22 protein-coding genes are annotated in these 23,309 nt (G+C 70.7%); 7 read left to right on the plus strand and 15 right to left on the minus strand.

The window, feature by feature from the left end; genetic code table 11:
- Positions 1–395 precede the first annotated feature (395 nt).
- From ACJ73U_RS26070 to ACJ73U_RS26100, 7 genes are all read right to left on the minus strand, one after another.
- Positions 396–1,100 carry an anti-sigma factor family protein gene (locus ACJ73U_RS26070; protein ID WP_407780341.1) on the minus strand — a complete coding sequence of 235 codons (705 nt, stop codon included), beginning with the start codon at positions 1,098–1,100 and terminating at the stop codon, positions 396–398.
- Positions 1,097–1,651, minus strand: coding sequence for a sigma-70 family RNA polymerase sigma factor (locus ACJ73U_RS26075; RefSeq protein ID WP_407780342.1), 555 nt, complete (start codon positions 1,649–1,651; stop codon positions 1,097–1,099). Before ACJ73U_RS26075 ends, ACJ73U_RS26070 begins: the two co-directional genes overlap by 4 nt.
- A 100-nt stretch (positions 1,652–1,751) precedes the next feature.
- Complete coding sequence (locus tag ACJ73U_RS26080) at positions 1,752–2,552, minus strand: Rieske 2Fe-2S domain-containing protein (protein ID WP_407780343.1); 801 nt, start codon at positions 2,550–2,552, stop codon at positions 1,752–1,754.
- 1 nt (position 2,553) lies between these two features.
- Positions 2,554–3,327, minus strand: coding sequence for a DUF6529 family protein (locus tag ACJ73U_RS26085; RefSeq protein ID WP_407780344.1), 774 nt, complete (start codon positions 3,325–3,327; stop codon positions 2,554–2,556).
- Positions 3,328–3,413: 86 nt separating this feature from the next.
- Positions 3,414–4,130 (minus strand): hypothetical protein, encoded by a 717-nt coding sequence (locus ACJ73U_RS26090; protein WP_407780345.1) that lies wholly within the window; start codon positions 4,128–4,130, stop codon positions 3,414–3,416.
- A 269-nt stretch (positions 4,131–4,399) separates the two neighbouring features.
- Positions 4,400–5,557, minus strand: coding sequence for a 4-hydroxybenzoate 3-monooxygenase (locus ACJ73U_RS26095; RefSeq protein ID WP_407780346.1), 1,158 nt, complete (start codon positions 5,555–5,557; stop codon positions 4,400–4,402).
- 36 nt (positions 5,558–5,593) lie between these two features.
- The gene (locus tag ACJ73U_RS26100) at positions 5,594–6,388 is read right to left on the minus strand and encodes an IclR family transcriptional regulator (RefSeq protein WP_407780347.1); all 795 of its coding nucleotides are present in this window, start codon (positions 6,386–6,388) and stop codon (positions 5,594–5,596) included.
- A gap of 146 nt (positions 6,389–6,534) precedes the next feature.
- Between ACJ73U_RS26100 and pcaH the strand changes: the two genes are divergently transcribed.
- The 6 genes from pcaH to ACJ73U_RS26130 all read left to right on the plus strand — a co-directional run bounded on the left by pcaH (position 6,535) and on the right by ACJ73U_RS26130 (position 11,275).
- The gene (gene pcaH / locus ACJ73U_RS26105; protein WP_407780362.1) at positions 6,535–7,239 is read left to right on the plus strand and encodes a protocatechuate 3,4-dioxygenase subunit beta; all 705 of its coding nucleotides are present in this window, start codon (positions 6,535–6,537) and stop codon (positions 7,237–7,239) included.
- Positions 7,236–7,754, plus strand: coding sequence for a protocatechuate 3,4-dioxygenase subunit alpha (pcaG, locus tag ACJ73U_RS26110; RefSeq protein WP_407780348.1), 519 nt, complete (start codon positions 7,236–7,238; stop codon positions 7,752–7,754). Before pcaH ends, pcaG begins: the two co-directional genes overlap by 4 nt.
- Before the next feature lie 115 nt (positions 7,755–7,869).
- Complete coding sequence (locus ACJ73U_RS26115; RefSeq protein ID WP_407780349.1) at positions 7,870–9,039, plus strand: thiolase family protein; 1,170 nt, start codon at positions 7,870–7,872, stop codon at positions 9,037–9,039.
- Positions 9,036–9,749: a 3-oxoacid CoA-transferase subunit A gene (locus ACJ73U_RS26120; protein WP_407780350.1), complete on the plus strand. Its 714-nt coding sequence runs from the start codon at positions 9,036–9,038 to the stop codon at positions 9,747–9,749. The genes ACJ73U_RS26115 and ACJ73U_RS26120 overlap by 4 nt, the downstream gene beginning before the upstream one ends.
- Entirely contained in the window at positions 9,749–10,369 is a 621-nt protein-coding gene (locus tag ACJ73U_RS26125; protein ID WP_407780351.1) for a 3-oxoacid CoA-transferase subunit B, read from the plus strand. The genes ACJ73U_RS26120 and ACJ73U_RS26125 overlap by 1 nt, the downstream gene beginning before the upstream one ends.
- Before the next feature lie 114 nt (positions 10,370–10,483).
- Positions 10,484–11,275: a hypothetical protein gene (locus ACJ73U_RS26130; RefSeq protein WP_407780352.1), complete on the plus strand. Its 792-nt coding sequence runs from the start codon at positions 10,484–10,486 to the stop codon at positions 11,273–11,275.
- A gap of 256 nt (positions 11,276–11,531) precedes the next feature.
- On the opposite strand, the gene ACJ73U_RS26135 is transcribed toward ACJ73U_RS26130, so the two are convergent.
- The gene (locus tag ACJ73U_RS26135) at positions 11,532–12,167 is read right to left on the minus strand and encodes a GntR family transcriptional regulator (RefSeq protein ID WP_407780353.1); all 636 of its coding nucleotides are present in this window, start codon (positions 12,165–12,167) and stop codon (positions 11,532–11,534) included.
- A gap of 140 nt (positions 12,168–12,307) precedes the next feature.
- Here ACJ73U_RS26135 and ACJ73U_RS26140 point away from each other — a divergent pair, with 140 nt between their 5' ends.
- On the plus strand, positions 12,308–13,516 hold the full coding sequence (locus tag ACJ73U_RS26140) for a threonine synthase (RefSeq protein ID WP_407780354.1): 1,209 nt from the start codon (positions 12,308–12,310) through the stop codon (positions 13,514–13,516).
- Positions 13,517–13,554: 38 nt separating this feature from the next.
- Here the strand turns inward: ACJ73U_RS26140 and ACJ73U_RS26145 are convergent, their stop codons facing one another.
- From ACJ73U_RS26145 to ACJ73U_RS26175, 7 genes are all read right to left on the minus strand, one after another.
- Positions 13,555–14,718 (minus strand): pyridoxal phosphate-dependent aminotransferase, encoded by a 1,164-nt coding sequence (locus ACJ73U_RS26145; protein WP_407780355.1) that lies wholly within the window; start codon positions 14,716–14,718, stop codon positions 13,555–13,557.
- 104 nt (positions 14,719–14,822) lie between these two features.
- Positions 14,823–16,688 carry a GTP-binding protein gene (locus tag ACJ73U_RS26150; protein WP_407780356.1) on the minus strand — a complete coding sequence of 622 codons (1,866 nt, stop codon included), beginning with the start codon at positions 16,686–16,688 and terminating at the stop codon, positions 14,823–14,825.
- Between the two features lie 151 nt (positions 16,689–16,839).
- Positions 16,840–17,673 carry an MBL fold metallo-hydrolase gene (locus tag ACJ73U_RS26155; protein ID WP_407780357.1) on the minus strand — a complete coding sequence of 278 codons (834 nt, stop codon included), beginning with the start codon at positions 17,671–17,673 and terminating at the stop codon, positions 16,840–16,842.
- Positions 17,670–18,224 carry a TetR/AcrR family transcriptional regulator gene (locus ACJ73U_RS26160; protein WP_407780358.1) on the minus strand — a complete coding sequence of 185 codons (555 nt, stop codon included), beginning with the start codon at positions 18,222–18,224 and terminating at the stop codon, positions 17,670–17,672. The genes ACJ73U_RS26155 and ACJ73U_RS26160 overlap by 4 nt, the downstream gene beginning before the upstream one ends.
- A complete protein-coding gene (locus tag ACJ73U_RS26165) occupies positions 18,137–19,750 on the minus strand; it encodes a glycosyltransferase family 39 protein (protein WP_407780359.1) in 1,614 nt (537 codons plus the stop codon). Before ACJ73U_RS26165 ends, ACJ73U_RS26160 begins: the two co-directional genes overlap by 88 nt.
- A 217-nt stretch (positions 19,751–19,967) precedes the next feature.
- Positions 19,968–20,300 (minus strand): DUF6204 family protein, encoded by a 333-nt coding sequence (locus ACJ73U_RS26170; RefSeq protein WP_407780360.1) that lies wholly within the window; start codon positions 20,298–20,300, stop codon positions 19,968–19,970.
- 156 nt (positions 20,301–20,456) lie between these two features.
- Positions 20,457–23,309, minus strand: a 2,853-nt coding sequence (locus ACJ73U_RS26175; RefSeq protein ID WP_407780361.1) for a CARDB domain-containing protein, incomplete at its 5' end; no start/stop codon positions are given.

The following is a 23,309-nucleotide window of genomic DNA, read 5'->3' on the forward strand; positions in this document are numbered from 1 at the left end:
GGCGGGATTGTACGGGCGGCGACTCACGCCTCAAGGGCGCCTTCGGCGTCGGGCTTCGCCCGATGACGGCCTGGCGGCCGTCACCCTTGACCCGCGAGCCTCCGCCGCCCTGGGCAGGCCCCTTTCGGGGGCAGGCTGGCGCCTGCCTGCCTTGCCCCCGCCACCACCACCGAACCGCCTTGGGAGGAGATTGGTTTCGCCACCCTGGCCACAGAGCTGGGTCCGGCTCCGTCACTTTGGCGACGGAGCTTGGGTCGTGTTTGTCACCTTGGCGACTGGGCTGGGTCCGGCTCTGTTCACCTCGGCCATGGGGCTCGGGTCGCCTTCGTCACCTTGGGCGCAGGGCCTGGGTTCGACTCCATCACCTCGGCCACCGGGCCGAGGCTCGGGGCGCCTTAGATCGGGACCGTTACGACCTCTTTGTTGTCGTTGATCGTTTCGATCACTACTGACTTGACGTCGTCCGGGGATACCAGGGCCATGCCTGTCACGCGGCTCTTCTTCGCGCTCTCCGGGGAGACCATCCAGGTGCCGGCGAGGACCTTGTCGCCCTGGTTGGAGATCACGTACAGTGCGCACGGCTTGCCCGCTGGTAGGCCTGTGGCTGTGGCGTCCACCCACACCCAGCCCTTCTTGGGCTCCAGTGCGACGTTCATCGTCGCGCCGGTTTGGGTGTTTTCGCCTTCCGCGATGATCGCGTTCGACGGGGTTGTCGCTACCGTGAAGGTTGGGCCCGCCACGGGGGACGGGGCTGTCTCGCGGCCCAGGAAGATGCCGGAGCCCAGGGCTACCGCCACCGCGGCGGCCGCGGCGACGTACATGCCGGTCATGCGGCGTCGGGGGGCCGGTGGGGCCGCCTCCGTGGCCACGCGGCGCAGAGTGCGGCGCAGGAGCAGATCGCCGTTCTCCGGGGGGCCGTCCAGGAAGGCCTCGGGGGGCACCTGGTCCAGCGCTCGCCGGATCATCATCAGCTCGCTGACCTCGCGCTGGCATTCCCGGCAGCCGCCCAGGTGCTCGTGCACCATGCGGGCCTCGACCGGGTCTAGTGCGCCGATCGCGTACGCGCCGAGCTGTGCCCGGTCGTGCGCGGGTCCCGTCATCGCCGCACCTCCCCCGACTGTCCCAGGGACTGCGCCAGCTGCGCCCGCAGCGCGCGGACCGCGTGGTAAGTCCTCGATTTCACGGTACCGGGGGCGATGCCGAGCACGGCCGCCGTCTCGTTGACGGTCCTGCCCCGGTAGTAGAGCTCCACGAGCACCGCCCGGTGCTCGGCTGACAGGCCCTCCAGCGCGCCCATCACGGTCATCGTGTCGACGACCGTGTCCGCGTGGTCGCGCTGGGCGGCCGGGACGTCAACCGGCTGGTTGACCTCCATCGGCCGGACCGCGCGGGCCCTGGCCCGGTCGGTGACGAGGTTGCGCGCCACCGTCAGCAGCCAGCCGCGGACCGAGCCGACGCCGGAGCGCAGCGCGTCCGCGTGTTTCCACGCCCGCAGCAGCGTCTCCTGCACGACGTCCTCGGCAGCGGCGCGGTCGCCGGTCAGCCTGGTCGCATAGTCCAGGAGGCTACGGCCGTGTTCGGCGTAGAGAGACTTGATCAAGTCTTCGGCCGGGTTCGAGGCACCTACGCGCCGGGAACGTCGTCCGATCATTGCCACAGCCGCCATCACCTGCCCGATTGGCCGGTCGATGAGCAGGGTACTGGACGCAACTTCGCTCACGACAGGAACACGAGTATGAACGGGGATCGGTTCACGCCAACGAGATCTGATCCCCGGATACCTTAACCGCACGCACCGACAGCGGTTGAGTGGCCGGTCCTTGTGACACGGACCCGTCCAGCTTGAACTTGCTGCCGTGACACGGGCAGTTGATGGTGCCCCCGGAAACCTGGTCGACGATACAGCCCTGGTGGGTGCACACGGCCGAGAAGGCCATGAACCTCCCCGCCGAGGGCTGCGTGATCACGATCTCCTTGTCCTCGAGGATCTTGCCGCCGCCGACCGGGATGTCCGCCGTCCTGGCGAGGGCGTCCGCGCCGCCGGTGGGTGGCGCGGTGGTGCCCGTCGTCTCCGGTGCGGTCGTCTCCGGGGCCGTGGTGGTCTCCGGCGCGGTCGTCCGCGGTGGGACGTCGCCGCCGGTGACCAGCTCGCCGTACTCGTTCACGGTGACCGCGGCCGGTGGGAGCCCCGTCGTCGCGGGTCCGTGTGCCAGCGAGCCGTCGAGCTTGAACTTGCTGCCGTGACACGGGCAGTCGATGGTGCCGTCCTCGATCTTGTTGACGAGACAGCCCTGGTGCGGGCACACCGCGGAGAAGCCCTTGAACTGGCCGGCCTCCGGCTGTGTCACGACGAGCTTCTGGGCCTCGAAGACCTTGCCGCCGCCGATCGGGATGTCCGCGGCCTTGCCGAGGACCTCCCCGGTCTGCTGCGACGCGGCCTGCTTGTTGCCCTCTGTCGGGTACTGCGGGCCACCGTAACGGGCGCAGGCCGCACAGGCGGCGCCCACGGCTACGAACCCCACCGCGGCGCGGCGGGGGATCTGCTGTGTCATGTTAGAAAATCACCCCGTACTTGGAGAAGAACCACAGGGAGGACGTCACCCACAGGCCCACCAGGCCGGTGAACACCGCGGCGCCGACGACGGGCAGCACCCAGCCGGGTGTGCGGTGGCGCGTGAGGACGACCATCTTGCAGACGAACAGGCCGTAGAAGAAACAGCCGAAGAGCGAGTGCAGCAACACCCGCGTGCTGAAGTCCTGGAAGCCCAGGGCGTAGAGGCAGTGCGCGGCGACCGGCAGCGACACGACCACCGCGAGGCGGCCCGACCAGCGGTGCACGACCGCGGTGCCGTGGCCGGCGGTCCAGCCGGGCAGCCGGCCCCACATGGCGAAGGCGGACAGCACCTGCAGGATCGCGAGCACGAACGCGACCGAGGCGAGCCACGCCTTGGCCGCGAGGCCGCTGGAGAACCCGACGAGGTTGAGCGCCTCACCGGTCGGCTCGTGCATCTTGCCGTAGACGCCGAGCCCGATGGAGACCAGCGCGCCGATCGCGAGGGCGGCCACGACGCCGCTGACGCCGCTGCCCCGTTCCGGCTCGTCGTCGTCGAACGACAGCGGCGGTACGACCGCGGCGGTCGCACCGGTCGCCGCGTCGCTGACCCAGTGCTGCGGGACCGGCTGCGTGAGGTCGGCCTGTGCGCCGTAGCCGGACCCGCCGGCCGGCACGGGCTCCATCTCGACGAAGTCGTTGGGGAACTCGTTGATCGCGGTCCGGTCGCTGTCCGGGGGTTGGCCAGTCGGTCCGAATCCAGGCGGCAAGGTCATGGGAAATCTCCTGTCGTGCTACCGGGACCCGCGCGGCCCCGGCACCCTCTCTCGCTGCTGACGCGGAGTCCCCCGCGGATCCCGCGTCAGCCGAACGTAGTCTCGCCGGTCACCTGCTCCGCGGCCACGAACGCGCCGCCGATCGTGGCGCCCTTGCGGTCCGCGCCGAGCGGAGGCGCCGATGCCTCACGCGTGCCGGTCTTGGCGACGCCGACCTGCTTGCCGCTCGGCAGGATGATCCAGCCGACGGTCGTCTCGCCGTTCGCACCCCGGTACAGACCGGCGGGCGGCGGGGCGAGGGGGACGCTGAAGTCGTGGGGCTGGCCGGCGAGCATGACGGTGCCGACGAGCGTGTTGCCGTTGAGCTTGGCGGTCAGCGTGTTGGCGCCGTCCTTGGAGGTCAGATCGACCTCGCCGTTCTTCGCCGGACCCTTCAGCCACGACTCGACGGCCTTGCCGTCGCACAGGTAGGCCGCCGCATCCTCGCCCTTCACCGCCAACGCGATGTAGAGCGGGAGGTCGGCCGTCTCGCCCGCGTAGACGGCCTCCGCCGGGAACTGCGGCGCCGGTGGCGTCTGCGTCTTCGGCGGTTGGGTCGTCGTCTGGAGGGGCGGGATGGTCGTCGTCTCGACCGGAGGCTCGGTGGACGTGGTGGGTTGTTCGGTCTGTGTCGCGCCGACCCGGGTTGGCGACGGCGCCGGGCCGCCGGCGGAAACGAGCCCACCCGCCGCGTTGGCCGTCATCAGGCCGACGAGGCCACCGACCACCACTACGGCGGTGACCAGGGGACCGCGCTGCGCCATGACCTTCTCCTGTTCTTCACGTCGAACAGCGATGCTCGCTGCGCAAGCTCCGCTCGGGAAACTAATGAGCCACCCACCCGCTAGCGAGATACACGTACGGCCGAATGGCTCGGTTCATCACCCGAAGGGGCGGGCTGGTCAGACCCGGGTCACGATATCCCTCGCACGACCAAACGGAGTTGATATGTAACCCCTCAACGGGTTATACCTGGGGTCATGCGCATGGTCCTGGTCGTGGCGGTGTCCCTCCTGCTCGTGTTGGCGTTCGTCTAGAAGCCGATCGGGAGGCCGGCGTAGTTCTCCGCCAACCCCGTCGCGCCCGCGGTGCTGCTCGCCACCCACCGCAGTTGCGACAGCTGCAGCTGCGCGTCGAACGGGTCGTCGCTCGCGTGCAGCATCGTGGTCATCCACCACGAGAAGTGTGTGCACCGCCACACGCGGCGCAGTGCGCGGTCGGAGTACTCGTCGGCGAGTCGCGGGTCCTTCTCCCGCAGCAGCGCGACCAGCGCCGGCGCGAGCAACGCGACGTCGGCGACCGCCAGGTTGAGGCCCTTCGCGCCCGTCGGCGGCACGATGTGGGCGGCGTCCCCGGCGAGGAACACCCTGCCGTGCCGCATCGGGGCCTGCACGAAGCTGCGCATCGGCAGCACGCTCTTCTCCATGATCGGCCCGCGCGTCAGCTTCCAGCCGTCCTGCCCGTGCCCCAGCCGCGTCGCCAGCGCGTCCCAGATCCGCTCGTCCGACCACTCGGCGATGTCCGTCTCGGCCGGTACCTGCAGGTACAGGCGGGTGACCGTCGGTGAGCGCATCGAGTTCAGCGCGAACCCGTCCGGGTGCCACGCGTAGATCAGCTCGTCGGTGGACGGGGCCACCGCGGCGAGCACGCCGAGCCACGAGTACCCGTACGTCCGCTGCCACGTCTGCCCCGGCACCGCGGACCGGGTGGGCCCGAACGAGCCGTCGCAGCCGACGACCACGTCCGCGTCCAACCGCGTCGCGACGCCGTCGGCGGTGAACGTCACGTACGGCTCCGCCGGGTCGTGGACGGTCGTGTCCCGCACGTCGTAGACCACCTGCTGGCCGGCGGCGTCGCGCGCCTGGCCGAGGTCCTTCTGCACCTCGGTCTGCCCGTACACCCACACCCCGCGCCCGACCAGCTCGTGGAAGTCGATGTGGTGCCGCTCGGCGGGCCACTGCAGGTAGATCCCGCGGTGCTCGTCGCCCTCGCGGCGCAGCCGGGCGCCGAGCCCGACCGACTCCAGCAGCTCGACCGTCGAGTGTTCGAGGATGCCCGCGCGGATCCTGGACTCGACGTACTCGCGGGTCCGCGTCTCGATGACGACCGAGTCGACGCCACCCACCGCGAGCAGGTGTGACAGCAACAGACCGGCCGGGCCGGCGCCGATGATGGCGACCTGGGTGCGCATGGCTCAAGTACAGACCGGCAGTCAACCCCGGACCAATCAGCCGCTTTCACTGAGCGGAAGGCTGCGGCCGATGCCCCGGGCCGCCACCTCGAGCGCGGCCACCAGCCGCGGCCGGTCCCGCCCCAGCCTCGGCACGACGATGCCCAGCGCGGCCACCACCGGCCCGCCCGGCGACTCGGCGAGGCCCGCGGTGCTGACGTTGCCCCGGATCGGCACGGCCACCGAGCACGCGCCGATGCTCATCTCCTCACCGGTCTGCGCGAACCCGTCCCGCGGCACCCGCCGCAGCTCGGCACGCAGCCGCCCCGGCTGGGTGATGGTGTACGGGGTGATGCGGGTCAGGTTCGTGAACACCCAGGTCCGCACCTCGTCCGGTGCGTACGCGAGCAGGACCTTGCCGACGCCGGTCGCGTGCAGCGGCAGCCGCGAGCCGACGTCGCTGACCACCGGCACCGACACGTGCCCGGACAGCCGGTCGATGTAGAGCGCCGAGGTGCCGTCCCGGACCGCGAGGTGCACGGTCGCGAGCGTGGCCGCGTAGAGATCGTGCAGGAAGGGCGAGGCCACCTGCCGCAGCCCGGACTGGACGGGCGCGAGCAGGCCGAGGTCCCACAGCCGGCTGCCGACCACGTACTCGCCGGACGCGCGCCGCGTCAGCGCACCCCACTCGACCAGCTCGGCGACCAGGCGGTGGGTGGTGGTCAGGGGCAGTTCGGCGCGGCGCGCCAGCTCGGTGAGCGTCATGCTCCGGTGCGCGCCGTCGAACGCGCCGAGCAGCGCGAGCACCCGGGACGCGACGGTGGCGCCCGGCCGTCCGCTGTTGCCCGACACGTGTCACATCCTTCCGCCCAGTGGAATGACAGTCTCGCACCGAGCACCCGGTGCGGCCTAGTTTCGGAGTCGTGACCGAAGCACCTCCGCGGGTTGCCGCGTCCTCCGACGCGGCGGCCGCCACCCAGGACGAGATCAGCGCCGAGATCGCCGCCATCGCCGCCACCCGGACGGGTGACGAGCCCCGGCCTCGGCTCGACTACGCGCCGTACCGCAGCAGCATCCTGCGGCACCCCACCAAGGCGCCGCGGCAGGCCGATCCGGAGCTGGTCGAGCTGTACGCGCCGGTGTTCGGCCACCAGGACGTGGACCCGGTCGAGGCCGACCTCACGATCCAGCACCGCGACGAGCCGCTCGGCGAGCGCATCGTCGTGACCGGCCGCGTGGTCACCGGCGACGGGCGCCCGGTCGCGAACCAGCTCGTGGAGATCTGGCAGGCCAACTCGTCCGGCCGGTACGCGCACCTGCGTGACCAGCACCCCGCGCCGCTGGACCCGAACTTCACCGGCGTCGGCCGCTGCCTCACCGGGCCGGACGGCTCCTACCGGTTCACGACGGTCAAGCCGGGGCCGTACCCGTGGCGCAACCACCTCAACGCCTGGCGGCCGGCGCACATCCACTTCTCGCTGTTCGGCAGCGAGTTCACGCAGCGGATCATCACGCAGATGTACTTCCCGGGCGATCCGCTGTTCCCGATCGACCCGATCTACCAGTCGATCGTGGACCCGAAGGCACGCGAGCGGCTGATCGCCACCTACGACCACGGCATCACGATCCCGGAGGTCGCCACCGGCTACCGCTGGGACATCGTGCTGACCGGCAGCCACCGCACCTGGACGGAGGCGGAATGACCGCGGTCCCCGGGCAGACGATCGGCCCGTTCTTCGGCTACGCGCTCCCCTACGAGGGCGGCCCCGACCTGGTCCCGTCGAGCCATCCCGACGCGATCCGACTGCACGGCTACGTGTTCGACGGCGCGGGCGCGCCGGTGCCGGACGCGATGCTGGAGATCTGGCAGGCGGACGCGGCGGGGAACGTGCCGCGGGTCGGCGGGTCGCTGCACCGCGACGGCTACACGTTCACCGGCTGGGGCCGCGCCGCGACCGACAACACCGGCCACTACACGTTCACCACGATCGAGCCCGGGGCCCCGTTCATCGCGCTCACGGTGTTCGCACGCGGCCTGCTTGACCGCCTGTTCACCCGCATCTACCTGCCCGAATCCACCGACGAGTTCCTGCTGTCCGTGCCGGCCGACCGGCGCGACACCCTGGTCGCCACCCGCGAGCCGGAGGGCCTGCGGTTCGACGTGGTGCTCCAGGGCGACGGCGAGACCGTCTTCCTTGTTTACCCTGGACAATCATGAGCGGAGCTTGCGGAGCGAATCATCACCACCCAGGCCGCCTCCGCGGCCGCGGAGGGTGCCGGTGGAGCGGAGCTTGCGGAGCGTTCCGGCACCACGGAGCGGACGAGGAGGCGGCATGAGCGGAGCTTTCGTCTACGACGCGGTCCGCACGCCGTTCGGTCGGTTCGACGGCGGGTTGGCGAAGCAACGGCCGGACGACCTCGCCGCGACGGTGCTCACCGCACTCGCGGAGCGGACGCCCGGCCTGGACACCGCCGAGGTCGACGAGGTGGTGTTCGGCCTCGCGAACGGCGCGGGCGAGGACAACCGCAACGTCGGCCGCATGGCCGTGCTGCTCGCGGGCTATCCCGTGACCGTGCCCGGCTCGACGGTCAACCGGCTGTGCGGCTCCAGCCTGGACGCGGCGATGTCGGCGTCCCGGCAGATCGAGACGGGTGACGCGTCGATCGTGGTCGCGGGCGGCGTCGAGTCGATGACGCGGGCGCCCTGGGTGTTCCCCAAGCCCGACCGGGCGTTCCCGGCGCGGGACGTGACCGCGGTGTCCACGACGCTGGGCTGGCGGCTGGTGAACCCCCGCATGCCGAAGGAGTGGACCGTCTCGCTGGGCGAGTCGAACGAGCAGCTCGTCGAGGAGTTCGGCATCTCCCGTGCGCGGCAGGACGAGTTCGCCGAGAAGTCGCACCGGCGTGCGCACGCCGCGTGGGAGGCGGGTTTCTACGACGACCTCACCGTCGCCGTCGGGGACCTGACCCGCGACGAGGGCATCCGCCCCGACACGTCGCTGGCGAAGCTGGCGAAGCTCAAGCCGTCGTTCCGGCCGGACGGGACGATCACCGCGGGGAACGCGTCGCCGCTGTCGGACGGCGCGTCCGCGGTGCTGCTGGCGGCCGAGTCCGTCGACCTGGGTCGGGACCCGGTGGCGCGGATCGCGGGGCGGGGCGCGTACGCGCTGGAGCCGCAGCGGTTCGGGTACGCGCCGGTCGAGGCGGCGAACCGGGCGCTGGCCAGGGCGGGCATCGGCTGGTCGGACGTCGGCGCGGTGGAGCTGAACGAGGCGTTCGCCGTGCAGTCGCTGGCGTGCGTGGACGCGTGGAAGATCGACCCGGAGATCGTCAACACCCGCGGCGGCGCGATCGCGATCGGCCACCCGCTCGGCGCGTCCGGCGGGCGGGTCCTGGGCACGCTGGCCAAGGTGCTGCGTGCCGAAGGGGAACGGTGGGGGGTGGCCGCCATCTGCATCGGGGTCGGCCAGGGGCTCGCGGTGGTGCTGGAGAACGTGTCGTGACAGCGGCGACCCGGTCGACACAGGTCTGTGCGTCCGCCGACGAGGCCGTGGCCGGCATCGCCGACGGCGCCACCGTGCTGGTCGGCGGGTTCGGCACGGCCGGGCAGCCGGTCGAGCTGATCGACGCGCTGCGCCGGCTCGGCCCGAAGGACCTGACCGTGGTGTCCAACAACGCGGGCAACGGCTCGCACGGCCTCGCCGCGCTGCTGGCCGCCGGCCAGGTGCGCAAGATCGTGTGCTCGTTCCCGCGGCAGCGCGACTCGTACGTGTTCGACGAGCTGTACCGGTCGGGCCGCATCGAGCTGGAGGTGGTTCCCCAGGGGAACCTGGCGGAGCGGCTCCGTGCGGCGGGCGCGGGGATCGGCGCGTTCTACTGCCCGACCGGCGTGGGCACGCCGCTCGCCGAGGGCAAGGAGACGCGCACGATCGACGGGCGGGACTACGTGCTGGAGTTCCCGATCCACGGCGACGTCGCGTTGATCAAGGCGCAGCAGGCGGACACGCTCGGCAACCTCGTGTACCGTAAGACCGCGCGGAACTTCGGGCCCGTCATGGCGACGGCGGCGAAACTGACCGTCGCGCAGGTGATCACGATCTCGGAGCCCGGGTCGCTCGATCCCGAGACGGTCGTGACGCCGGGCATCTTCACCGACCGGGTGGTCGCGTGCCCGTCGCCGGCGGTGCTCGCGGAGGAAGGGGCGGCAGGCTGATGAGCCGACTGGACCGCGCCGGCATCGCCCGCCTGGTGGCGGCCGACATCCCGCCGGGGTCGTACGTGAACCTGGGGATCGGCCAGCCGACTCTGGTGGCGGACTACCTCGCCGAGGACTCCGGGATCATCCTGCACACCGAGAACGGCATGCTGGGCATGGGCCGCGCGGCGCGTGGGGACGAGGTGGACCCGGACCTGATCAACGCGGGCAAGGTCCCGGTGACCGAGACTCCGGGCGCGTCGTACTTCCACCACGCGGACTCGTTCGCGATGATGCGCGGCGGCCACCTGGACGTGTGCGTCCTGGGCGCGTTCCAGGTGTCGTTCACGGGCGACCTGGCGAACTGGCACACGGGCGAGCCGGACGCCATTCCCGCCGTCGGCGGCGCCATGGATCTCGCGATCGGCGCGAAGTCGGTGTACGTGATGATGACGCTGTTCACCGACGCCGGCGCGCCGAAGCTGGTGCCGTCGTGCACGTACCCGCTCACCGGGGTGCGCTGCGTGAGCCGCGTGTACACCGACTACGGCGTGTTCCTCGTGGGTCCGGACGGCGTGACCATCCGCGAGACGTACGGCATCGAGGAACGGGACCTGCGCGACAAGCTGGGCCTTTGAGAAAAGGTATGACCAGATAGCGTTATCCGGTCGAGATTGAACCGTGATCGCGGCGGTTCCGTATTCAGCTGTGTAAGCCGGCATGTCCCCTTTTCCCCCGACAGAGGTGTGAAGATGTCGCCTGCCCACACACAGCCGAAACGTAAGAAACGCCTCGTGATCCTGGTGGCCGGTCTGGTGACCGCCGGAGGCGTCGCCTGGGCCGCGAGCGCGATGGCGGCGACCGGCAACACGGCCGCCGCGCAGACGATCGTCTGCCCGACCCCGCAGGTCGGCGAGGTGCCAGCGGCCGCGCAGGCCGAGGTCACCCGCGAGCTGGCCAACCTGGACAAGCAGCTGGCCGAGGCCAACACCCGGCTCCGGAACACGGTCGGCCAGGGTGGCCCGAACTTCGTCCAGAACGCCATCCTCGGCCCACTGGCGGACAAGCGGAAGTCCACACTGGACCGCATCGCCATCGCCATCGGCCGCGTGGCCACCGCCCCGCAGGGCCTCGACCAGTTCGCCACCTGCGCCCTGTCCACCGACGGCCAAGCCACCGACACGCCCGCACCCACGACCGTCACCGCCACCCAGACCAACCCCCCGCCCGCCACCTCGACCGCGGCGAACACCGGCGCCGGTGAGATCGTGTGCCCGACCCCGCAGATCGGCGCCGTGCCGGCCGCCGCACAGGCCGAGGTCACCCGCGAACTCGCCAACCTGGACAAGCAGCTCGGCGAGGCCAACACCCGGCTCCAGAACACGGTCGGCCAGGGCGGTCCCAACTTCGTCCAGAACGCCATCCTCGGCCCACTCGCCGACAAACGCGCCGCGGCCCTCGACCGCATCGCGATCGCCATCGGCCGCGTCGCCAGCAAGCCGCAAGGTCTCCAGCAGTTCGCGACCTGCACCCTCGTGAAGTAGTCCCTTGACCGGCCGGGCCGGTTCCGCCTCGAGCAGTCCCCACTCGACGCGGAACCGGCCCCTTTCTGAATAATCGTTCAACAGCGCGCCAGCCGTCTGACGTCACCATCCTGAATGCGGTAGCCATTCACACCCCGGAAGACCGTGCCGCACCCGCGTATGCGATGAGCAATCGTTTTCCAGGCCGAGTCATCGTCTCGCCCCGAGGAAGGACGACGGAGAGTCCGAGGTTGGGTGCGCCCTGCCGCCTCGCGCTTCAGGATGCCTGGCCGCCGCGGGTGAGGTGGCGGTCCAGCGCGGTCGCGGACTTGCGGACATGGCGGCGGGCCGCGCGTTCCGCCTGCTGCGGCTGGCCGGTGGCGATGGCCTCGATGATCTCGCCGTGTTCGGCCAGGGCGGCGTCCAGGCGACCCGGCACCCGCGCCGAGGTGGTGCGACCCAGACGCAGCTGACCGATCATGTTCTCGGAGACGTGTCGCAGGCGGCCGTTACCCGCTGCCGCGAGGATCTCCTGGTGGAACCGGACGTCCAGGTCGCTGTAGCCCGCCAGGTCGCGCGCCGCCACCGCCGCCGCCTGGGCGTCCAGCAGCTCGGTCAGGCGGGTGGCCAGTCCGTCGCGGCACGGCAGGGCGGCGGTACGGCGGGCGGCTATCCCGTCCAGCACCTCACGCAGTTCGTACAGCTCCCGCATGTCCTCCTGGTCGACCTCGGGCACGAAGAAGCCCCGGTGCGGGTGCAGCACCAGGAAGCCCTCCCGCTCCAGGGCCGTCAGCGCCACCTTCACCGGTGTCGCCGACAGGCCGAACTCCTCGCACAGCGGCCGCACGCTCACGTGCGAGCCCGGCGCCAGCCGGCCGGTCAGGATCGCTCGGCGCAGCTCGCCGTACGCCATGCTGCTCAGAGTGCTTCTGGGGAGCGACACGGGTGACCCTTTCCAGGTGTAGTGATCGAGGACACAGTACAGAGCGCGCACCGGGTTCGCGGTATTTTGGATCTAAAATCCCAGGTGGGGGCACGGAAGGGAGAGCACCGGTGGAGTGGAAGAGCGCGCTGTCACACCTGGAGTGCGGGCGGTGCGGCCGGTGGCACGAGGCGGACAAACCACAGAACCTGTGCGAGTGCGGCAGCCCGCTGCTCGCCCGGTACGACCTCGACGCGATCTCGGTGTCCAGGGCGGACATCGGCGCCCGACCGGCCAACCTCTGGCGGTACCGCGAGCTGCTGCCCGTGCGGGACAGCGCGAACGTGGTCACCCTCGGCGAGGGCATGACCCCGATCCTGCCGCTGCCTTCCTACGGCTCCCGGATCGGCGTGCCGAAGCTGCTCGTCAAGGACGAGGCCCAGCTGCCGACGGGCAGCTTCAAGGCACGCGGTGCGGCGGTCGGCGTCTCGCGGGCACGCGAACTCGGCATCGAGCGGATCACCATGCCCACCAACGGGAACGCGGGCGCGGCGTGGGCCACCTACGCGGCGCGCGGCGGCCTGGCCTCGCTGATCGTGATGCCGAAGGACGCGCCGGCCATCACGCGCATGGAGTGCGCGCTGCCCGGCGCCCGTCTGTACATCGTGGACGGACTGATCGGCGACGCCGGCCGGCTCGCCGCGCAGGCCGTCGCCGACTGCTGGTTCAACACCGCCACGCTCAAGGAGCCCTACCGCATCGAGGGCAAGAAGACGATGGGGTTGGAGATCGTCGAGCAGCTGGGCTGGCGGGTGCCGGACGTGATCCTGTACCCGACGGGCGGCGGAGTCGGGTTGATCGGCATCCGCAAGGCGCTCGACGAGCTGGTGGCGCTCGGCTGGCTGACCGGCCGGCTGCCGCGGCTGGTGGCGGTGCAGTCGTCGGGCTGTGCGCCGATCGTGCGTGCGTTCACGGAAGGGACCGACACCGCGGCGCCGTGGGCGGACGCGGCGACCGTGGCGTTCGGCATCAACGTGGCGAGCGCGATCGGCGACTTCCGGATCCTGTCGGCGATCCGCGACACCGGCGGCACGGCGGTCGCGGTCGACGACGTGGACATCCTCGCCGAGCAGACCGCGTGCGCCATGGCCGAGGGCGTGCTGATGTGCCCGGAGGGCGCGGCCACCCTCGTGGCCGTCGCCCAGCTGCGGGAGAGCGGCTGGCTGGACGGGTCGGAGGAGGTCGTGGTGCTCAACACGGGCAGCGACCTCAAGTACCCGCACACCGCCCGGTACGACGAGCCGCCGCTGCTGGCGAAGGACGCCGTGCTCCCGTTGTGAACGCGGGACCCGTCGGGTGCCGAACGCGAGGCTCGCCGTCAGGCGGTTCGGGCGTCGCGGCGTTCGGCCAGCTCGTCGCCCCAGCGGGGCTGGAGGTAGTCGTCGAGGCCCTCCATCAGGCGGGCGACGTCCTGCTGCGGCCGGACCACCAGCCGCAGGAACTGGCTGCTCATCCCGAGCTTGTTGCCGCACTCCCGGATGAACACCTGGTGCCGGCCGAGGAGGTGGTCGCGCAGGTCGGTGCCGTCGATGCCCTGGCCCAGCTTCACGAGCAGGAAGTTCCCCTGCGAGGAGAACACCGACAGCGCGGGCACCCGCGCAAGCTGCATGCCCATGCCGTACCGGTCCCTGGCCAGCAGCCGCAGGCTCTCGCGGTACTCCGCGCCGTGCTGGGCGAGCATGAAGATGACCGTCTCGGCCAGCGAGTTCAGGTTCCACTTCGGCAGGATCTTGCGCATCTTGCCCGCGAGGCCGGGGTTCGCGACGAGGTAGCCGAACCGGATGCCGTGCAGGCCGAAGTTCTTGCCGAGGCTCTTCAGCACCACCACGTTCGGCCGGATGGCCGCCTCCATCGCCACCGACGGCGCGGGTTCCGCCTCCACGAAGTCGATGAAGGACTCGTCGATCACCACGAGGTCGAGGTCGGACAGCTCGTCCATCAGCCGGATGACCTCGCGGCGGGGCAGGTAGCCGCCGTCGGGGTTGTTCGGGTTGCAGATGACCGCGACCCGCGACCGGCGCTGGCGGATGAACCGCACGTACTCGTCGACGTTGAGCTGGAAGAAGTCGACCTCCCGCAGGGGGAACATGTCGACCCGCTTGCCCGTCTCCATCGGCTGGTCGGTCCACCGGCCGAACGTGGGGATCGGGATCGCGATGCTCTCGTGGATCCACATGTGGTCCATCCACGTGATCAGCTCGGTGGAGCCGTTGGCCACGGCGACCGTGGCCGCGTTCAGCCCGAGCACCCGCGCCAGCTGCTGGGTGATCGTGTCCGCGCTGCTCGGGTAGAACTTGAGCATCGTCGTCAGGTTCCTCGCGAGCTCCTCGAACATCTCCGGCGTCGGGAAGTACGGGTTGCACGGGATGCAGAAGTCGACGAGCTGCCGGCCGTGCTCCCCCATCTGCCGGGACAGCTCGAAGAACGACGGGCTGTGCGCGGTGTTCTGGAACATCGACGCCGCGTCCGCGCTGTGGCGCACTGGATCACGTCCGTTCGTTTTGTGCCGTTTGGTCACCAGCAGATACGTACGAAAGCGACCACCAGTTCACGGTCCGGTCTCGGGTAAGTCTCGCGGAGGTAACGTCACACCCGCCTGACCACGTGCAACAGATATTCCCTGCGGTTGAGCGGATTGTGGTCAGACCGGGGCCGGGTCGGCGCCTCTCCCGCGACCCCCCGGTAGTGGTCGAACACGCTCTCCAGCGCCCCCTCGCCACGGGTCAGCGTCGGCAGCCGCTGGGACAGCGCGTGCACCCGCTCCGCGGGGATGTCACCCTCCACCACGGCGACGGCGCCGGTGACCGTCGTGGTCAGCGGGATCGCCCGGTATCGGGCCAGCACCGGGAGCACCGCACCGTACGCGTCCTCCGGCAGCTCGAGCCGGAAGCGGTGCACGGGCTCGTACACCCGCGTGCCCGCCCGCGCGAGCGCCGCCATCAGCACCAGCGGGGTCAGGTTGCGGAAGTCACCCGCCGTGCTGGACATGCTCTTGTCGAACGTGCCGTGCGAATGGCTCTGCCTGGCCCAGTACCCGGAGTGGGTCATGGTCACGACCACGTCGGTGACCGCCCAGCCCCGCAGGCCCTGCGTCAGGGTGGCGTGCACGGTCTCCTCGACGGCCGCGAAGAACGCGTACGGCATCGACCCCAGCTCCACCTCGAGCCGGAACCGCACGCCGGAGCCGACCGGGCCGGGCTCGACCCGCAGGCCGACGGTGGCCAGGAACGGGTTCTGACCGATGAGCTCAGCGGCGGAACCGACGCCGGCGGGGCGTTCGACGTGGATGGTCGTGGTCTCCTGGAAGTCGACCGCGATGCCGTACTCCTCGCGCAGCGTGGCCTCGATGACCTCCTTCTGCACCTCGCCGTACAGGGAGACGGCGATCTCCTCGCCGTCCTGGCGCAGGTTGACCATCGGGTCCTGCTCGGCGAGCTGGGTGAGCGCGGCGTGCAGGGCGCCCCTGTCGGACCGCCGCAGCGGGGTCACCACGGTCTCCAGGGTCGGCGGCGCGAAGTGGTGCCGCGCGCCGGGCCGCGGCGTGCCGATGGTGTCGCCGACCCGGATGCCGGTGAGTCCCCACAGCTTCGCGATGCGACCGGCCCGCACCTCGTGCGCCGCCCCGGCACCGAACACGCTGATCGCGGTCACCTTCCCGGCCGGCAGGCGGTCCCGCAGGCGCAGGACGCCGTCGAACATGCGCACGTAGGCGATCTTCTCCCCGGCCGGCCCGCGTTCGACCTTGAACACCGTGCCGGACGGTGGACCGTCGCCTTCGGACACCGCCGGCAGCAGCGTGGTCAGACCGGCCATCAGCTCGTCGACGCCGTCGCCGGTGATCGCGGAGCCGAAGAACACCGGGTGCACGTCCGCGGCGTGCTTGGCAAGCGTTTGCCTCAGCAGTACCGCCGGCACCGGCCTGCCCTCGACGTACGCGGCGAGCAGCGTCTCGTCGTGCTCGGCGAGGGTTTCGAGCACCCCGGACACGTCGGCGAGGTCGGCGCGGACGGCCGGCGCCAGGCGCGTGGTGATCTCGCGGAACACCCGCTCCGGGTCGGCACCCCGCCGGTCGGTCTTGTTGACGAAGACCAGCGTGGGGACGCGCAGCCGGCGCAGGGTCCGCATGAGCACCCGGGTCTGCGCCTGCACGCCCTCCACGGCCGAGACGACCAGCACGGCGCCGTCGAGCACACCGAGCACCCGCTCCACCTCCGCGATGAAGTCCGGGTGCCCAGGAGTGTCGATGAGATTGACGGTGACACCACTGACCACGAACGACACCACGGCCGAACGGATGGTGATACCACGCCGCCGCTCCAACGCCATGGAGTCGGTCTGGGTGGAGCCGGCGTCGACGCTGCCCAGTTCGTCGATGACGCCCGCGGTGTGGAGCAGCCGCTCCGTCAGGCTGGTCTTACCGGCGTCGACATGGGCGAGAATCCCGAGGTTCAACGATGGTACGAAGGATGGCACGAACGTTCATGTCCTCTGCGTGGACGGCAGTTGGCTGGGTGGACATGAACGCAGCTCGCATCGTGGAACTCCCTCGGGATCTGGTTTGCCGGTCCACGAAAGCAGAGTCCTTCGGGGACCGGCAACCGAATTACGGGGTGGGCTGCGGCTGGTACCTGTGTAGTTCCACGGGATCGTGGGCGCTGATCGTCTCGACCTCGTCGCCGTGGTCGGCGACCAGGGTACGCAGCCGGTCCTGGTTGGACAGTCGCGCCGCGCGGTCGGTCTCCACCAGGCGTTGGAACAGGCGCAGCCCGCGTGGACAGTCGTCGGCGGAACGGGGCTCGCCGTGGAAGAAGTACGCGTCACCGCAGTGCAGGAGCCAGGTCGGGCCCGTGCGGACCGCGACGCCGGTGTGGCCGAGGGTGTGCCCGGCGAGCGGCACCATCAGGATGTCGGCCGCCAGCCCGTTCAGCTCGTGCACCGCCTCGAAGCCGAACCACCGCTCGCCGGCGGTCTCGTAGGTCTGCCAGTCCGGGCCGTGCGACCACTGCGCGGGACGGAACCGGCGGCGGTCGGCCGCCGTCGCCCGCGCCATCGCGCCGCGGTGCTCCGCCGCGTGCACGTGGACCTTCGCGTGGGGGAAGTCGCGCAGACCGCCCGCGTGGTCGAGGTCCAGGTGCGTGAGGACGACGTGCCGCACGTCCTCCGGCCGGTAGCCGAGCCGGACCACCTGGCGCACCGCGGTTTCCCCGACCTCGAACACCGGCTGGGTGATCCGCTGGAAGAACCTCGGCAGCGAGGCGTCGGGGTTCGTGACGTCGTCGACGCCCAGGCCCGAGTCGACCAGCACCAGGCCGTCGTCGGTCTCGACCAGCAGGCAGTGGCACACCATGGTCGCCTTGCGCAGCAGGCCGGCTCGCCCGTCGACCAGGCCGCCGCCGAACGGCCGCAGCGTGCCGCAGTTCAGGTGGTGCACTCTCATTGTCCCGCCCCTTCGATGAGAACACGCATGTCCGCGGCGACCTGGCGCAGCGGGGCCACGTCGCGTCGCGTCTTCGCCAGCAGCAAGGCACCTTCGACGGCGGCCAGCACGGTGGTCGCCAGCCCGGGCGCGCGTGCGGCGGGAACCCCCTGCCGCACGAGGAAGTCCACGAGCACGTCCTGCCAGGAGCCGTACGCCGACGCGCACGCCTCGCGGATCGGCTCGCTCTCCCCCGCCGCGTCGAGCGCGACGGTCGCGACCGGGCAGCCGCGGGTGAAGTCGGACTCGACCAGGTGCTCGGCGAACAGTTCCAGCGCACCGTCCAGGTCGTGCACCGCACGCAGGTACGCGTGGACCTCGCCGGCCGACAGCGCGACCGACTCGACCGCGAGCTGCTCCTTGCCGCCGGGGAAGTGGAAGTACAGCGAGCCCTTCGGCGCCCGTCCCTCGGCGATGACCTGGTTCAGCCCCGTCGCGTGGTAGCCCTGCGTCCGGAACAGGGCAGCGGCGGTCCTGAGCAGACGTTCTCGGGTCTCCCCATGCTTGGCCATGCGGAAACTATATAGACCGGTCTAGTTTCGGACAAGCACTCAGTAGAAGTGGCGGAGGCCGGGCCACAGGCGGGACCACGGCCGCGCCGGTGCACGGCAGAGCCGCACGGGGGTGCCCTGTTCGTCGTTGTCGACGCCGTGGCCGTTGTCGATCTCCGCCGCACGCTCGCAGCCGGTGAAGGACCCGTCCAGCTCGGCCGCGTCGAACCGCCCCACGAGCACGACCGGCCCGGACATCCGGTCGGCCGGCGGGCCCAGTCGGCATAGGACATGTGCCCGGAGTACGGCACGGGCAGGCCGAGTTCGCCGTGGAAACGCTCGATCGCGCCGGCCTGGCCGTAGTTGCTGGTGAAAATCACCGCGCGGTCCCGCTCGCTCTCGGGGATCCGGTGCCACACCCGCGCGACCGTCGTCGCGAACTCGTGCCAGCCGACCTGCTCGCCCTGCTCGCCGTTGAGCGCGATCACCGGACCGATGGCGTCCACCGGCAGCACCGGGAGCCCGACGATCATCGACATCACGGCACCCACGACCGCCGCGGCGCCGGCGATGCCCCGCCGCAGCGCTCGGTTGCCGCGGTCGAGCCACCGCAGTGTCGGCTCCGCGCCGGCCGCGAGGAACACCACGAGCGGCGGCACGGCGTAGTACGGCTTCCCACCCAGCACGACCAGCACCACGCACAACAGCGGGTAACTGAGCCCGACGGCACGGCCGAACCGGACGGCCGGGTCGCGCAGGAGCCGCACGAGACCGGCCGCCCAGACCGGCACGAGGACCGGCGAGACCAGGATGAGCTGCATGGGCACGAAGAGGATCCGGTTCTCGGCGCCGTCGTCCCCGCTGATCCCGGACGCGACCGTGAGCAAGGGGAAGTCGTGCGCCGCCTGCCAGATGAGCACGGGCGCCGCGAGCACCAGGGCGACACCGACACCGGCCGCGAGCCACCACGTGCGCAGCACCGAACGCGGGCCGACGACGAGCAGTGCCACACCGATCACCAGCACCAGCGACAGGATGAGCCACTTGTTGGCCATCGCGACGCCGACGGTCGCACCGACCGCGAGCCACCACCGCCCGTCGCCGGTGCGGAACAGCTTCAGCGCGAACAGGACGAGGAGCGCCCACAGCACCATGTCGGCCGAGTTGGTGGCGAGCAGGTGCGACACCACGACGACGTACGACGACAACGCGGTGGCGATCGCCGTGAACAGCTGTGTACCGCGGCCCCCACCCAACTCCCTGGCGACGAGCGTGACCACGACGACCATCGCGGCGCCGAGCAGCGTGGCGACCACCCGCAGGCCCATCGGGGTGTCGCCGAACAGCGCCGTGGACACGCGGGCCAGCAGCGGGGTGATCGGCGGCTGGTCGACGTAGCTCCAGTCCAGCCGGTCGCCGGCGGCCATGAAGTACAGCTCGTCGCGGTGGAAGCCGTAGCCCCCGGACAGTGCCGTCAGCACCACGACCTGCACCGCGACCACGACGGCAACCGCGCGTGCCGCGAACCGTGGGAGTGTCTCGACCAAGGCGTTCCCCCTGCCGTCCGCAGTGGACCATCCCCCGGCCCGCCCAGAAGATCGTACGCAGGACGGCAAGGTTCGGATCGACCAGGGCGTGCCCCGTGGTTCCTTTGCGATCGTCCGCGCCTGATCAGCAGACACCCCAGGGGAACGTGACGGCACCCACGTCGCCAACCGCACCTTCGCCAGAACGCGACCCACACAGAGAAATGCGGGAGGCGGGCTAGCGGCGCTTGACCTTGATGAGGTCCATGTCCGTGGCTGAGGCACGGAGATCGCGGAAGTCGACGCCCAGCTCCTCGACCGCACTGGCCGCGAGCGCGCGGGCGCGAGCGCACACCGCCCGGTCCGTGGCCTCGACCTCAGCACGCAGCTGCACCCGGAAGCTGAAGAAGTCGAGCGTGTGGTCGTAGCTCAGCCCGCCGTCCGCCGAGAAGCCGCCGGCGGTGAGCATGTCGTGCCGGTCGGCGACGGCCAGCAGCCGTGCGCGGCCGGCGTCGTCGAGGTCGGTGAACCGGCCGCGCACGATCACGCGGTAGGTGTGCTCCTCGGGCATGGCTCTCCCTGTCCAGTCGAGGAGATCAGCTTCGCGGAGCGCTCGCGCACGGGCAACCGATTTGTCCCAGGTCGCGTGCGGTGCGCGGCCGGAGTTGGCGCGGCGTCAACCGGTTGGCGGGGTGGCCGGGCGGGTGACCCGGCCACCCCTACTTCGTCAGTTCCTGATGATGGTGAACGTGGTTGTCGTGTTCCTGATGTCCACCGCGTTGTTGCTCAGTGTCAGGTTGGTGAACGTGACCGAGCCGCGGGCCGGGCCTTCGCCCGGTTCGGGCAGTTCGTTCGCCCAGATGCCGAAGCCCGACTTGGCGTCGTAGGCGTCACCGCTGCGTCGCGCGCCCGAGACCGACACGTTGGTGAACACCGTGTCCGCCACCGGGAAGAGCGGCTGGCCGTTGGCGTAGTCGGTCTGGAACATGATTCCGCTGTACGTCGGATCCAGGATGTCCACATCGGACACCCGAATGCCCTGGAACACCTTCGTCGCCGAGTACACCCAGATTCCCGGGAACGTCTGGGCGCCCCAGAAGTGACCACCCGAGCGGACGACCGAGGCGTTCTCCACCCGGGTCGGCGGCGACGAACAGAACCCGTTCATCGGGATGCCGAAGTCCAGCGAGCTGATGGTGATCCCGGAGTACACCAGCGTGTCCGCCACGTACAGGTTGCGGAACACGTTGTCGCAGCCGCCGTACACCGCGAAGCCCGCGGCCCGCCACGTCAGCAGGGACGTCAGGTTCTCGAACGTGTTGCCCGAGACCTCGCCGCCACCGCCGTCCTGCGCGTTGAACAGCGCGAAGCTGTCGTCGCCGGTCGCGCGGGACTCGTTGTTGGACACCAGGTTCCCGGAACTGCCGTTGGTCATGTTGACGCCGTCGGCGAACGTGTCCCGGATGCGGTTGTTGCGGATCGTCATGCCGTCGGTGTTCGCGCCCCAGTAGAGGCACACCATGTGCTCGACCCAGATGTTCTCGATCGTCGTGTTGGCAACGCCGTTGAAGTCGAACACCTTGCCGGGGCCGTCGATCCGGGACGTGTAGTTGCCGAGGTAGGCGAACCCGGAGAACACCGACCCGTTGGCCGAGGACTCCAACCGGAACCCGATGTCCGTGTTCTCCTGTCCGGCCGGCGCGACGAACCGCGTGTACCACGGGCCGGCGCCGACGACGCGGACCGGCTTGAGGTACACCTGGAACTTGCTGGACGTCTGGTAGTCACCCGGCGGCAGGTAGACACCCACCAGGTTGGCGTCCTGCCGCGCCCGGTCGAGCGCGTTCTGCACGTCCTGCTGCGTGAACCCGGCCGGCACCGCGTAGTGCGCCGGGTCGGGGTTCGCGGGGGGCGACACCTGCTCGAGGTTCACGAAGTCGATCGCGAACGTGCCCGAGTTCGACGCGTCCTTCTGCAACCGGATCTTGTGACCCGCCGCGACCGACGAGTTCAGCATGACGTTGGCCTCGTCGTAGATGTGCCGCGGGCCGCCCGCGCTCGGCGAGTTGCCCGGTCCGGACTCGGCGCCGTACAGCCACGCGTACTTCGACGTCAGGTTGATCGTCTTGTGGAACTGGCCGTCGACGTAGATGGAGAGCGTCGAGTCGGTGCCGCCGCCACCCGCCGAGTCCGGGATGGAGAACCGGGTGACGAGCGTGTTGGTCGGCGCCTTGGTGGTCCACTCGACGTACGCGCCGGTGCTGTTCAGCGTGACCGCGCGCCGCCCGGACGCCTCGCCGGCGAGGTCACCGACCGTCCTGTTCGGACCGATCACGCTGGCGCCGCCACCGGTGGCGCCGTCCTCGGCCTCGTAGTAGTCGTACGGCATGTTCGCGCCGCGCCCGACGAACAGGTTCTGCGTCGAGGTGTTGTTGCCCTGCTTGGCCGCTAGCTCGTTGGCGTCGTTCGCGAGCACCACGGTGACCGTGTAGCGGCCGTTGGCGGCCGTCCACGAGCCGAGCCCGACCGGGTTGGTCGACGCGCCCGGCTGGATCGCACCGCTGGCCGAGCCGGTCAGGGTCGTGACCGTCGCGCCGGTCGTGGCGTTCTTGACCGTCAGGGTGATGCCGTGCGCGCCACTGGCCGACGCGATCGTGCCCTGGTTGCGGATCGCCACCGAGAAGTTCACCGCCGCGCCGTTCTGCGGGGTGGTCGGCGACCAGCTGACCGTGGCGACCAGGTCGGACGTCGGCACCGCGGTGACCACGAGCGGCGTCGAGCTGGTGAGGCTGTTGTTGGTCTCCACCTTCTCGATCACCGTGTTGTCCTCGTCGACCACGGCCTTCAGCGGGTAGCTGCCCGCGTCCCGGGCGCCGATGTTCGCCGTGACCGTGGTGGTCGCGCCGGCGGCGAGGGTCCCGACCGCGGCCGTGCCGACGGCGGTGTCACCGAGGTAGAACTTCACGGTGGTGGCACCGGACTGGCGGTCGCCTGCGTTGCGGACGGTGGCCGACAGCGTCACCGCGTCGCTCTCCGACGGCGACGCCGGGGTCCAGCTCAGGTTCGACACCTGCAGGTCCGGGTTCGCGGCCGGCTCGCCGATCACCTGGAGCTCGGCGACCTGCCCGGCCGGCGCGCCGGTGTTCGCGGTGAACTCCAGCCGCACGTCCGCCGCGGTGGCGGACACCGGGACCGTGACCAGGTTGCCGGACGACGGACTGAAGTTGTACTGCTGCGAGCCCACGACCGTGGTGAACGCCGACGAGGCCTGGTCGCGGCCGAGCACCTGGAACGTCTGCGTGCGCGCGCCCCAGGCCGGGTCCGGGTTCAGCTTCACGACGACCGAGGTGATGGCCGCGTTCGCGCCGAGGCTCACGGTGAGCGTGGCGGGGTTGGCGTTGCCCTCCCAGTACGTGGTCACGTTGTCGTCGTTGGCGTTCGTGGCGACGTAGGTCTGGGTGTTGCCGGACGCGGTGATCGGCTTGCCCACCGCGAGGTTCACGCCCGCGCTGGTGCCCGTGCGGGTCACCGCGTTGCTGTTCGGCGACTGGTTGCCGGCGGCGTCGCGCGCCCGCACGAA

It is taken from the genome of Actinophytocola sp. (assembly GCF_045807065.1).
Classification (GTDB): Bacteria; Actinomycetota; Actinomycetes; order Mycobacteriales; family Pseudonocardiaceae; genus Actinophytocola.